At 42.1% G+C, this 13052-nt stretch carries 11 protein-coding genes; 7 read left to right on the top strand and 4 right to left on the bottom strand.

Features of this window, described 5'->3' with window-relative positions:
- Positions 1–29: 29 nt before the first annotated feature.
- Positions 30–752, bottom strand: coding sequence for an ABC transporter ATP-binding protein (locus CGB83_RS17780; protein WP_100077032.1), 723 nt, complete (start codon positions 750–752; stop codon positions 30–32).
- Positions 753–822: 70 nt separating this feature from the next.
- The gene (locus CGB83_RS17785; RefSeq protein ID WP_100077033.1) at positions 823–2070 is read right to left on the bottom strand and encodes an efflux RND transporter periplasmic adaptor subunit; all 1248 of its coding nucleotides are present in this window, start codon (positions 2068–2070) and stop codon (positions 823–825) included.
- A gap of 244 nt (positions 2071–2314) precedes the next feature.
- Here CGB83_RS17785 and CGB83_RS20470 point away from each other — a divergent pair, with 244 nt between their 5' ends.
- The 5 genes from CGB83_RS20470 (at position 2315) to CGB83_RS17805 (ending at position 6470) form a co-directional block, all read left to right on the top strand.
- On the top strand, positions 2315–2737 hold the full coding sequence (locus CGB83_RS20470; RefSeq protein WP_228419989.1) for a DUF1016 N-terminal domain-containing protein: 423 nt from the start codon (positions 2315–2317) through the stop codon (positions 2735–2737).
- 85 nt (positions 2738–2822) lie between these two features.
- Positions 2823–2969 (top strand): DUF1016 domain-containing protein, encoded by a 147-nt coding sequence (locus CGB83_RS20475; protein ID WP_228419991.1) that lies wholly within the window; start codon positions 2823–2825, stop codon positions 2967–2969.
- A 37-nt stretch (positions 2970–3006) separates the two neighbouring features.
- Positions 3007–4350 (top strand): sigma-54-dependent transcriptional regulator, encoded by a 1344-nt coding sequence (locus tag CGB83_RS17795; RefSeq protein WP_100077034.1) that lies wholly within the window; start codon positions 3007–3009, stop codon positions 4348–4350.
- A 50-nt stretch (positions 4351–4400) separates the two neighbouring features.
- The gene (locus CGB83_RS17800) at positions 4401–5717 is read left to right on the top strand and encodes a sensor histidine kinase (protein ID WP_100077035.1); all 1317 of its coding nucleotides are present in this window, start codon (positions 4401–4403) and stop codon (positions 5715–5717) included.
- Between the two features lie 123 nt (positions 5718–5840).
- Positions 5841–6470 (top strand): SOS response-associated peptidase family protein, encoded by a 630-nt coding sequence (locus tag CGB83_RS17805; RefSeq protein ID WP_100077036.1) that lies wholly within the window; start codon positions 5841–5843, stop codon positions 6468–6470.
- A 59-nt stretch (positions 6471–6529) separates the two neighbouring features.
- Here CGB83_RS17805 and CGB83_RS17810 read toward each other — a convergent pair whose 3' ends face one another.
- Entirely contained in the window at positions 6530–7279 is a 750-nt protein-coding gene (locus CGB83_RS17810) for a DeoR/GlpR family DNA-binding transcription regulator (RefSeq protein WP_100077037.1), read from the bottom strand.
- Between the two features lie 3 nt (positions 7280–7282).
- Positions 7283–8452 carry an MFS transporter gene (locus CGB83_RS17815; protein WP_100077038.1) on the bottom strand — a complete coding sequence of 390 codons (1170 nt, stop codon included), beginning with the start codon at positions 8450–8452 and terminating at the stop codon, positions 7283–7285.
- 86 nt (positions 8453–8538) lie between these two features.
- Here CGB83_RS17815 and CGB83_RS17820 point away from each other — a divergent pair, with 86 nt between their 5' ends.
- Entirely contained in the window at positions 8539–8928 is a 390-nt protein-coding gene (locus CGB83_RS17820; RefSeq protein ID WP_100077039.1) for a VOC family protein, read from the top strand.
- Positions 8929–9128: 200 nt separating this feature from the next.
- A complete protein-coding gene (locus CGB83_RS17825; protein ID WP_228419993.1) occupies positions 9129–13040 on the top strand; it encodes a response regulator in 3912 nt (1303 codons plus the stop codon).
- Positions 13041–13052: the final 12 nt, after the last annotated feature.

The raw sequence follows: 13052 nt of genomic DNA on the forward strand, positions 1-13052 counted from the left end.
TGAGGTTTGGGTGTGGAGCATGAATGTTTTTACTCAAAATTTTTGGCGTCCGCTTTTTCAAACACATCCTTTCTCTGCTCGGCAAGTTCTTCGGAGAAGATTTCCCCGTCTTTCATATTGACGATTCTTGAGGCGTATCCGGCATCATAAGAAGAGTGGGTAACCATGGCAATGGTAGAGCCTTCCCGATGGAGTTCCGCAAGCAGGTTCATCACTTCGTTTCCATTGGAGCTGTCGAGGTTTCCGGTAGGTTCATCAGCGAGAATCAGTTTGGGCTTTGTCACCAGTGCCCGGGCTACGGCAGCCCGTTGCTGCTGGCCTCCGGAGAGCTGCTGGGGATAATGTTTGGCCCGGTGGGCAATATTGATTTTATCCATAATTTCCTCTACACGTTTTTTCCTTTCTGAAGAAGAAATTCCATTGTAGATGAGAGGAAGTTCTATGTTTTCATACACGGTAAGCTCATCAATAAGATTAAAATTCTGGAAGATAAAGCCGATGTTCTTCTTGCGGAGATCAGACTTTTTCTTTTCACTCAGTCCTGCTGTTTCTGTACCGGCAAACTGGTAGGAGCCTGAAGATGCGCTGTCCAGCAATCCGAGGATATTGAGAAAAGTGGATTTCCCACATCCCGAAGGACCCATGATGGCCACGAATTCGCCTTCTTTGATGTTCATGGTGACGTTGTTAAGTGCGTTGGTCTGAACATCTTCAGTCTTATAGATTTTGGAAAGGTTTGTAATATTGATCATTTAAATACAGTTTAAGGTTTGTGTTTTAAAGATTACAGCTGGAACAATAACCTTTGTTTTTCAATATAGTTTAATTTTGTTTTTGAATATCCAATAGTTCATATTTTTTCAGTTCGGCATAATCTGAGGTAATTACTTTCTCACCCTGTTTCAGACCCGATACCACTTCATAATACATGGGGTTTTCCCTTCCCACGCTGATGGTTCTCCTTTCTGCCTTACTACCTTTGACCACAAAAATCCATTTTCCGTTGGTATCTTTGTAGAAGTTGCCTTTCGGAATCATCAGGCTTTGTACATCGGCAGATAATTTTAATTTAACCCCGAACGTCATCCCGATTTTCAGGCCCGGAACCTGAGCTGCAATAAAATTAAGCTCTACGGAGAATTGTCCGTCTTTAACTTCCGGAAGGATCTTGGTGATGATGACCTCATATTCTTTTCCATTATTATCCAACGTTCCCTTTATTCCGCTGCTGATTTTATTGATGTAATATTCATCCACTTTTGCAACCAGCTTATAGCCGTCCATCAGGTCTATCTTCCCGATGCTCTCACCGGTGGTCAGGTTCTGGCCGGGTGAAAGGGTGAAAGAGGAAAGCCTTCCGGAAGCCGGTGCCATGACCAGGAAATTATTTTTATTGGAGCGCAGAATGTTCAGGCTCTTTTCCATCTGGCTGACCGAGCTGTTAATGGCTGCCATCTGGGAGTTTCTTGAGGCCTTTTCATTGTATGCCCCTTTTTCTACAATGGATTTCCTTTGTTTCTGGTAATTCAGGTTCTGCATGGCTACATCATAATCCGTTTTTTTCCCGATTTCTGCATCGTATAATCTTTTTTGGAGGTTGTATGTCTGCAAAGCTGTATTATAATCATTCTGGGACTGTAATACTTCTTTGTCCTGATTGAATTCCTGGTTCTTCAGTTCAAGGAGTGAACTTCTCATCTGGCTGATCTGCTGCATAATTCCCGTTTCCTGATTCAGGTAGTTGAATTCCGTATTGGGATTATACACCTGTGCAATGGGCTGTCCTTTTACCAGCATTTGCCCGTCCTCTGCAAAAATTTCTTTTACGGCACCTCCTTCCAGGACATTGACCAGCGATGAGTGCAGCGACTGGGTCTGTGCCGTGAGCATCAGCATGTCTTCAAATTTGCCGTAGGTAACCTCATCAATAGTTATATCTTCAGTCTTTACATTGTAGGTCTTTTTCTGATTAAGGAAATACCACCCGAAAACCGATAGGACTAAAACAGAAATCAGAATAATGATGATAAATTTTAATTTGGATTTCTTTTTTACTATTTTCGTATCCATGATTTTGATAACTGTTTTATTTACAGTTTATTAAACAATGCAGATGCCGTAGATTTATGCTTGTATAACTCACTGTAAATTAGAATAGAATCAATTTTGGATATTTTAAAACTGTTCATTACCGGACACTTTTTGTCCGGAAACGGACGGTTTGATGGATGACAACTTAATACCGGTGATGAACTTAGCAACCTGGAAGGCGGAGAAGAATTACTTTTATATTTGCAAATGATGAAATAAAACAATGGCTGATAAAAATAAAAATACAGGACCGTCTGAAGAGCAGATGTTGATTTCAAACAAAAAGCTGTTTGCTGATGTATCGCATCTTATAGAGCAAAGCCGCCAAAAGGTAGCTATGCAGGCCAACAGTGCGCTCACACTTTTATTCTGGCAGGTAGGTAAACGCATCATTGATGATGTCCTGCAAAACCAGCGGGCAGAATATGGAAAACAGGTTGTACCTACATTGGCTGCTCAGCTGGAAAAGCTCTACGGAAGAAATTTTATCGAGAAAAATGTACAGAGAATGATGCAGTTTGCGGAATTTTTCCCTGATATGCAAATTGTCGTGACAGTGTCACGACAATTGAGCTGGTCACATTTTTTAATTTTAATCCCTTTAAAATCTGATGAAACAAGACGATTCTATGCTCAATTAGCTTAGTGTAAGAGAGCTTAGGAAACAGATTGACAATAAAGCATTTGAAAGGACCGCCATTGCCAATATCCAGGCAGCACAAAACGAAAATATGCCGATCAATACTTTCAAAGATCCTTATGTTCTGGATTTTCTCGGCCTTACGAACGGCTATCTGGAAAAAGATATTGAAACGGCTATCCTCAGTGAGCTTGAAAAGTTCATCCTGGTCCCTTATAGAAACAAGAGAACGTTTTGAACGTCAGCAACTGCTGTAATATAGTATATTAAAAGAAATGAGAAAAAAGGAAGCCCATATTTTAATTGTAGATGATGACGAAGATATCCTGTTCTCGGCAAGGATCTGGCTCAAAAAATTCTTTGCGGAGGTAAGCTGCCTCAGTCAGCCTAAAAACCTGGTGAAATTTTTATCGGAACATCAGATAGATGCTGTTCTGCTGGATATGAATTTCCGGAAAGGCTTTGAAAACGGACAGGACGGATTATACTGGATGCAGGAAATCAAAGCTTTGGAGCCGGATCTTCCGATTATTCTTATGACTGCTTACGGTGAAGTGGAACTCGCGGTGGAAGCGCTGAAGAACGGTGCTTCCGATTTTATCCTCAAGCCCTGGAATAACGAGAAACTCTATGCATCCGTCAATCTTGCCGTTGATATTTCCCGGAAAAACAAAAAACTCAACCAATGGGAGAATGTCAGCATTAAAACCAATCAGTACCAGCTGGAAACCCAATCCGGCATGATGAAAGAAGTGATGGAACAGATTGAGCGCGTTGCTGCAACCGATGCCAACGTTCTGTTGCTGGGGGAAAACGGAACCGGAAAATATGTACTCGCGGAGCACATTCATGAATTATCGGAGAGAAAGAACCAGCCTTTTGTCCATATTGATTTGGGAAGCCTTTCTGAAAGCCTTTTTGAAGCAGAACTCTTCGGATATAAGAAAGGAGCCTTTACAGATGCCCATCAGGATTATGCCGGAAAAATCGAAAATGCACAGAACGGAACGGTTTTCCTGGATGAAATCGGGAATCTTCCGCTTCATCTTCAGACGAAGTTGCTGAGCTTAATTCAAAACAGAAAATTATCAAGGATAGGAGAGAGCAAGGAAAGGATGCTGGATGTACGGTTTATTTTTGCAACGAATGAAAACCTCAGAAAAGCTGTTTCCGAAAACCGTTTCCGGAAAGACCTGTACTACAGGATCAACACGGTAGAGCTGCAGGTACCGGCATTACGTGACCGGCAGGAAGATATTCCGTCCTTAGCGGATTATTTTTTAGAAAAGTACCGACAGAAATACCATAAGCCCGAGCTGTTTGTAAATGAAATCCTGATTTCAGAATTAAAAAATTATTCCTGGCCTGGAAATATCCGCGAGCTTGACCACTGCATCGAAAGAAGCGTGATCCTGTCCCGGGAGAATGATTTCCGGCTGCTGATGCCGCAGGATGAAGAATCAGAAAAGGCCGTCCTGAATCTCAATCTTGAAGAAATGGAAGAACTCCTGATTAAAAAAGCATTGAAGAAACACCGCGGCAACATTTCTCTGGCAGCAGAAGATCTGGGCCTGTCGAGGGCAGCTTTGTACAGGAGGATGGAAAAATTCCAGCTGTAAGGGCTGATGAAACCCAGCCTTGACAAGGCTTGATACAAACAATTGCCTACATGAATAAACAATACATTTACACCTATCTTTTTATGATCCTCGCTGTTGCCTGCGGCATTCTGGCGTTTCATTTTTATCAGCAGAATCAATGGATCTCTGGCTTTCTTTTCATCATGATTGGTGTTGGATGCATCATTCTTTCACAAGCCTCGGCTCTGGCTTACGTTCATAAGACTGAGAAACTGCTTTCAGCCATTCAGAAAAAAGATTTTTCCCTTTTTCCGGGGAGGGAAGGAAATGCTCTGGCGGATCATGCTGTGAAGCTGTATTATCAAAGCAAAGAAGAACATCTTTCACTGTCATCGTACAGGATCTTGTATGAGGAGATTCTCAACCAGCTTGAAATAGGGCTTATGATTCTTTCAGAAAAAGAAAATGCATGGGAAGTCTTTTACGTAAATCCTGTTTTTCTGGAAACCCTTCAGATTCCGAAATACAATTTTTGGGCATTGTACGAAAACAAGATGCCCGGTTTTTATAACATTATCGAAGAAACCGGCTATGAAAATTCCCAGGACTTTTTTGATATTTCAATCAATGAAAATACGAAACAGTCCTATTCTTTACGGACTAAAAAAGTGCAGAGCGCCAGGCACCGGTTCTGTATCATCAGCCTGGAATCTGTCCAGAAAATCATAGAACAGAAAGAAAGGCTGGCCTGGAACAACCTGATGAAAGTAATTTCCCATGAGCTTCTGAATACCTTAACGCCGGTCAACAGCCTTATTCAGAATCTGGAGTACATCGTTAACCAGGATACCATAGATCAGGAAGATCAGCAGGATATGAAGGAAAGCCTCATGATCATTAATGCGAAGTCCAGGCAGCTATTAAATTTTGTGGATGATTACCGTCAGGTGGCAGAGCTTCCCAAACCGGTTTTTAAAACCATTTCACTGAAGGCTGTTGTAGAATCTGCTTTACTGTTCCTGAAACCTGAATTTGAAAAAAATAAAATCAGTACAGTCGATGTCCTTGAAAACCATTTGATTTCCGCGGACGAAAAGATGATAGAGCGCTGCCTGATCAATCTTTATCTCAATGCCATGTATGCCGTTTCAGAACAGGATGAAAAAACGATTAAAACAGAAATTAAGATCCTCAATAACAGGGTCGTTTTGAGTGTGGAAGATAATGGCAGCGGAATTCAGAAAGAAATTCACGATAAGATATTCCTTCCTTTTTTTACTACCCGAAGCAGAGGGTCCGGAATCGGGCTTACGCTGAGTAAGAGCATTATTGAAGCCCATAAAGGATACCTGAATTATAAACCCCTGGAACAGGGAAGCAGGTTTGAGATCTGGTTTATAGAATAAGGACCATAAAACTGAAGGATACTTAAAAATTATAATATGGCATTCTTCCGGATTGATAACCTTAATGCTGAATGTGAATTATTTGCATGGATTTTGTTCTTTTAAAGAAAATTTTAAATAAAAATGTGTTACAATTTTAACAATAAGAAAGTTAGCCTTCAAAAAGCGGTCGAAGATTTAAATGCTGAAGGATATGATGAAGAGGAATTCACACTTCACGGCAGCGTGAATGCGTTCAACCGGCAGGCTGTACCGGATATTCCTGTTATTGTCAATCACCATGGGATTGTATTGATGAATACATTCTGGGGCGTACAGCAGCACCCGGACGCGCCTACAAAAGGCAAAAACCTGCAGTCTGAAAATACACATACTTTTTACCGCAAAATAGAGCAGAACAGATGCCTGATTCCTGCTTCATCGTATTTCGAATACAAAACCGTACCGGTTCCCGGAAAAAAGACACCTGTTAAAGTGAAACATGAAATGTTCTGGAATCACAAGGCACAATTTTATATCGCAGGATATTTTGATGTGTATGCTGACGGTAATTTAGGTTTTGGGCTCGTAACCACGCTTCCTAATCCGGTACAGGCGGAAATCCATAACCGGATGATCATTACACTGGATGCAAAGAGGGGCAAAGAATTCCTGGACCGCGCGCCTATCGAAGAATTCCAGTATCCTCATTATTCACCGGACCTGTATTACGAAAACCTGGAACCGGAAAAGGTACCCCATACTCTGTTTTAATGATTTTCTGTTTTACTCAAAGCATAATTGTATAAATTCAGCGTAGATATTGAGTGCGCCTAAACAATCCGAATTCCTGATTTCCTGAAAGAATCAAGCTCAGAATCATCCGAACTGAGATCCGTAATTAAAGTGCTGATCCGGTTCGTTTCACAGACTTTGAAAGCCTCACTTTGATTAAGCTTGTTACGGCTTGCCAGTGCGATGGTTGTCTTTGAAGACTGTACCATCATTTTTTTTGTTTCCCCGTCTGTGAGGGAGACGGAAGTAATTCCAAATTCAGGGTGTATGGCACATGTTCCCATAATGAACATATCTGCAATATATTTGGAGACCTCATAGCAGGTGGTTAATCCTGAAGTGACAGCCAGGTCGCGTTCATAATTTCCGCCTAAAAGAATCAGTTCTACATGGTTGAACTTTTCAATAATAGGAACAACCGAATAGTTATTGGTAATGATCCTGAGATTGATGTCTAAAGGCATATGGGCAACGACTGCACATACCGTTGTGCCTCCATCCATAAAAACAGTCATTCCGTTTTTCAGGAACTGCTGTGTTTTCATTGCAATGATGTCTTTTTCTTTCGTCAGGAATGAGGTGCGGTCATGAAAGGTAAGCGGATCTTTTTCCCTGAGAATGGCCCCGCCCCTGGCTTTGGATAAAAGGCCGTTGCGGTGTAAAATATCGATATCCCGGCGTACGGTATCCTCAGAAACGTGAAGCCGGAGGGCCAGGTCCTCGAACTTGATCTTCTTTTTCTTATTCAGTTCCTTAAGGATGATTTCAAAACGTTCTTCTTTCAGCATAATTTATTTTCTGAATGTATAGAGTACGGCTACGATTACAAATAACAAAGCTATGATTTCGAAGGCAATGTTCAAAGAAAAGTGATGGGCAATAAACCCTAAAAGTGCCGGCCCCGCCAGCTGGCCGGCATATCCCATCGTAGAAATTACAGGAATGGTTACAGCAGGCGACAACCCGTCAATACGGCCTCCTTCACTGAAAAAAACAGGGACTATATTCGCTGCGCCAATGCCGAGTAAAATAAATCCTGCAAGTGATCCTGCAATCCATGGACTGAATATCAAAATAACGACGCCCGCAGCTGCGATCAGGCTGCCGCCGACAACAACCGTTTTGCTGTTCAGTTTGCTGACCAGGGAATCTCCGGTTAACCTCATGACTGCCATGGCCACGGAAAATGCGGCATATCCTGTTCCTGAAAATTCTGCAGAGACATTTTTATGGTCCCTCAGGAGGATTGCGCTCCAGTCCAGCACCGCTCCTTCGGAAAGAAAGGCGATGAAACACATCATTCCCAACAGCAATACCGATGCATTCAGCCATTGAAAACGGCTCGTTGCTGCTTCACTTTCATTGATGTGGGAGAATTTTCCGGTAATTTCTTTTTCAGAAGTATAGCCTAACAGATTCCTGAACTGGAAAGTCAGCAGGGCAACCAATACAGCGGAAATGGTAACCGCTGCAAACAGGGGATCTAAGCCTGCTTTAATCAAAAAACCGAGCCCTACAGATCCTAACAGCCCTCCCACGCTGAACAGCCCGTGCAATGAAGACATAATCGGTTTCTTATAAGCGTTCTGCACCTGCACGCCATGGGAATTCATTGCTACATCAATGGTGCCGATTCCGCATCCGAATGCGAAGACTGCGACGCCCATCAGGTATACATCCGCAATCACCAGCAGGCAGGGAAGAAGCCATGCAGTAAGCAGTACGGAAATAAGAATCACTTTCCGGCTTCCAACTCTGCTGATAAAAAATCCAGATAAAGGCATGGTAACTAAAGCCCCGCCTCCCAGGAGCAATAGTAACAGTCCGAGTTCCGCTTCATTCAGCTGAAGACGGTCCTTTGCTAACGGAACCATCGGGGCCCAGCTGGACAAAGCAAGGCCGCAAACCAGAAAAATATACTGGGTTGCCCGTTTTGCTTTTATAATTGTAACATCAGACATATATTATTTTTATTGCAATATTAAGCAAATTTGCATTAATTTGCAAAATAATAAATTGTGTTTTACAAATTAAACCTTAAAGAATTATGAATATTGAACATGTAGCCATCTGGGTCGATGACCTGGAGAGCATGCGGGAATTTTATGTGACCTATTTTGATATGGTAAGCAATGAAAAGTACACCAATGTACAAAAGGGATTTACCTCTTATTTCCTCACCTTTGGCGAAAACAGAACGCGTCTGGAACTTATGAACAGACCTGACGTTACAGAACAGCCTTTCAACAGAGGGTTTCATAAAGGTATTGCCCATCTGGCTATTTCGGTAGGCGATAAGGAAACCGTTCGTCTACTGACGGAAAGACTGCGCACGGACCGGTATGAAGTTGTGGGTGAACCAAGGACAACCGGCGATGGTTATTATGAAAGTGTGGTTCTTGATCCTGAAGGGAATCACATAGAAATAACTATATGATCCTGCTCAGGAAACCGGGCTTTTAATGGGTACTGGCTGTAAATGGATTTTCAATAAGATCATTTGTTAGTATGGATAATTTATTGATGTGAGGTGTTGATATGCTTGTTTTGTTCGTGTGGTATGTTATTTAAGTTAATAAAATATACATTTTTATTAAATTTATAATTACATTTAACAGAACAAAAAAATGAGGTATCATGATGAACAACTATCCTGTCCCTGCCAATGAAGAAGAACGCTTAAAGAGACTGGAACTTTTTGGCCTTCCGAGTCCTGTCAAAGATCCCCAACTGGACATTTTTGTGGAAACAGCTTGTCTTATCACAGGATGTCCCACCTCATTTATTGCAATCATGAAAAGTGACACTCAGACCGTTCAGAGCTGTGTGGGACTTTCAATAGATTCCATGGAACGTACGAGTGTGCCATGCCAGTATTCCATTGCGAGCGGAGAGATCGTGATCATCAATGATACCCTGTTGGATGAAAGAACCTCAGGCAGCAAGATCATGCTTGATGGAGGAATACGGTTCTATGTAGGAACGCCGCTTATTGATGATGAAGGTTTTGCATTAGGAACCATCTGTGTCATTGATTATAAACCCAGGATCATTTCAGACAGCCAGATCTCAGCCCTTAAAAAGCTGGGCGAAGTGGTGACGCGGCTATTAATGAGCAACAGGAAAAGCATCCAGGCAGAGTATTTTCAGCAGACCTTTAACATCTCCAATAATCTGATCTGTGTTCTGGATAGCCAATTGATGATCAAGGATGTTAATCCGGCTTTTGAAGACGTTTTTTCACTCTATAAAAAGAATGTAGTTAATCAAAGCTTTCTTACTTTTTTAGGAGAAGATCAGGAATTACAGCGTGAAATCAGAAACTTTCCGGGTAGCGGAAAAGAATATACCTGTACAACATCCACTAGGATCAATGACGGCAGCCTGGTAACCGTAGAGTGGTACCTGACGCAAAACCATAAATACGCTGAGATTTTTTGCTTCGGGATCAACATTACGCAGCAGATTGAAGAAAAGCGGCAGCTGGAGAGTTCGGAAAGGCGCTTTAAAAGCTTCTTTGAAAATGCCATCGGCCTGATGAGTATGCATGATATGGATGGCAATATCCTGGCTGTCAACGAAAAAGGTCGAGAAATGCTTCATTATTCTGCCGAGGAGGTAAAAAAACTTAACCTCAGGGACCTTGTTCCCGAGCAGAACTGGCTTACCTTAAAGCAGTATCTTGAACGGATCAATCAGAATAAAGAAGATTTCGGGACTATGATCCTGAAAACTAAAGAAGGGGAGGAACTGATATGGATGTATCAGAACATAGTGGAGATTGATGAAGAAGAGAGGCCGTATGTGGTGAGTACTGCGCTGAATGTCACCGAAAGAATGACGCTGGAAAAAGACCTTATTTACACAAAAAAAATGCTGGAGCAGACCAGTTCCGTAGCCCAGGTCGGCGGATGGGAAGTAAACCTGAAAAACGATACCGTATTCTGGTCCCAGAGCACCAAGGAAATCCATAAAATGAAAAGCAATTTCCAGCCGACCTTTGAGAATGCTATTGGGTTCTACAAAGAAGACAGCAGGGAAAGGATGAGAATGCTCTTCAACAGAGCAGTATCCGAAGGAATTGGATTTGATGAAGAATTTCAGCTGGTCCGCAATGACGGGATCGACATCTGGGTGCGTGTTAAAGGAATTCCGGAATGTGAAGACGGATCCTGCAACCGGGTGTTCGGGATTATCCAGGACATTGATGGTTTCAAAAAAATGTTTCTTGAGGTGGCAAGGAAAGAAGCAATGATGCAGTCTTTTGTTACCTATGTTCCCGTAGCAGTAGCCATGTTCGATAAAGAGCTTAATTATCTTTCTGTAAGCAGCAGCTGGAAGGATGAATTCAACATGAATGATACCGATCTTACAGGGGAAAATATATTTACCATATCACCTAATATTCCGGATGAAAGAAAAGAAATTTATCGTGCTGCGCTTCAGGGAAAAATTTATATCAATGAGGATTTTATTATCCCTGTTGATGGTCAGGAAGAAATCCAGCATTATAACCTTAAAGTAGGTCCATGGTACCTTACAGACCATGAAATAGGAGGGATTATTGTTTCCGTGCAGAATATTACCAATGCCGTACAGATCAATGAAGAGCTCAAGGATGCCAAGAGAACGGCCGATCTGGCAAGCAGGGCAAAATCTGAGTTCCTGGCCAATATGAGCCATGAGATCCGTACGCCTCTGAACGGGGTAATCGGGTTCTCCGACCTGCTTTTGAAAACCCCTCTGAATGAGATCCAGACACAATACCTGAACTACATTAATGAATCCGGGGAAAATCTTTTAAACATCATCAATGATATTCTCGACTTTTCTAAAATAGAATCCGGTAAAATGGAACTTCTCATCGATAAAACCGATGTTTACGATATGGTTAGTCAGGTGATTAATGTTATTCTTTACCAGTCACAGAAAAAAAATATCGAGCTTCTCCTGAATATCGAACCGGGTCTTCCGAAAACGCTTTTACTGGACGAATCCAGGCTTAAGCAGATCCTGATCAACCTTCTCGGCAATGCCGTAAAGTTCACGGAAAAAGGTGAAATTGAACTGAAAGTGGAAAAGATGAGCATGGATGATCAAAATATCACTTTGCGTTTCTCGGTACGGGATACGGGAATCGGTATTCCTGCTGAAAAACAGAAATATGTCTTCGATGCTTTTACCCAGGAGAACAGTTCCATCAGTAAACGGTTCGGCGGAACAGGTTTAGGGCTTACCATATCGAACAATATCCTGCAGTATATGGGAAGCCGTCTTTCCCTGATCAGTGCACCGGATCAAGGATCGGTATTTTCATTTGACCTAGAGGTTCCGTATGAAATGTCCGATCTGAATGATGATAATGATGATATGGCCATTGGCAAAGTGCTTGTTGTGGATGACAATGAAGCGAACAGGATCATCCTTCAGCATATGCTCGCCTACAAAAATATTGATGCAACGCTGGCAGCCAACGGAATGGAAGCTTTGCAGATACTGCTGAAAGGCGAACGTTTCGATGTGATCCTCATGGATTATCATATGCCTGTAATTTCCGGGATGGAAACCATTGAAAAGATCCGTGAACTGTTTAATCAGCGCAAAGAGATCTCGCCACTCGTGGTCCTTCATACCTCTTCAGAGGAACATGATATCATCAATTCATTCCGTAAAGAGGAGAATTCTTATTTCCTCCTGAAGCCTATCAAATCAGATGAGCTTTACAAAACACTGAAACGCGTGTCGCAAAACCATGTGATTGAGACTGGCGCACAGGAAGCCCCGGAGAAGAACCTGTTTTCCTTTTCCAAAGGTCCTGAGGTACTGTTGGTAGATGACAACCCGGTAAATATGGTGCTGAACAACAAAATGATGAAATCCATTATTCCTGATGCACGTTTAACAGAAGCGATCAATGGCCTCGAAGCTTTGGAGGCGTGCAAAAGTAACCAGTTTTCCATTATTCTCATGGATGTCCAGATGCCGGTAATGAACGGTATTGAAGCTACGGAGAATATCCGCCTCCTGCCTGGGTATCAGGATGTCCCGATTATTGGAGTTACGGCAGGAAATGTACTGGGCGAAAAAGAAAAATGCCTGGAATGTGGGATGAATGACTTCCTTCCCAAACCATTGAGGCAGGCAGATCTGATAGAAATGCTGAAAAAACATATGTCTTTCAGTACTCATGAAGCGGAAGAGCAGGACCAGATAAAGCCTGAGAAATACATCAATATAGATATGCTGAATGAAAATATCGGTGGTGATGAAGACTTTAAAAAAGTGTTTTTGAATCTGATCATTCAGGAGCTTGGGCAGGCACAAAAAAATATAGAACAGGCAGCAGCGGAAAAAAATGTTGCAGACACCAGAATGATCCTGCATAAGCTTAAGGGCACAGCCGGAACTGCCGGTTTGTTCAGGCTTTCCGAATGCGCATTGAGCTGGGAAAAAAAAGCACAGGACCACATGGATTTTACATCCATGGAACATGAAATAAAACAACAAATAACAATAGGATTGAATATCGCAAAAAGTTTAATACCATAAAAATCAAGAGCT

The sequence above is a fragment of the Chryseobacterium camelliae genome (genome assembly GCF_002770595.1).
In the GTDB taxonomy this organism is placed as follows: Bacteria; Bacteroidota; Bacteroidia; order Flavobacteriales; family Weeksellaceae; genus Chryseobacterium; species Chryseobacterium camelliae.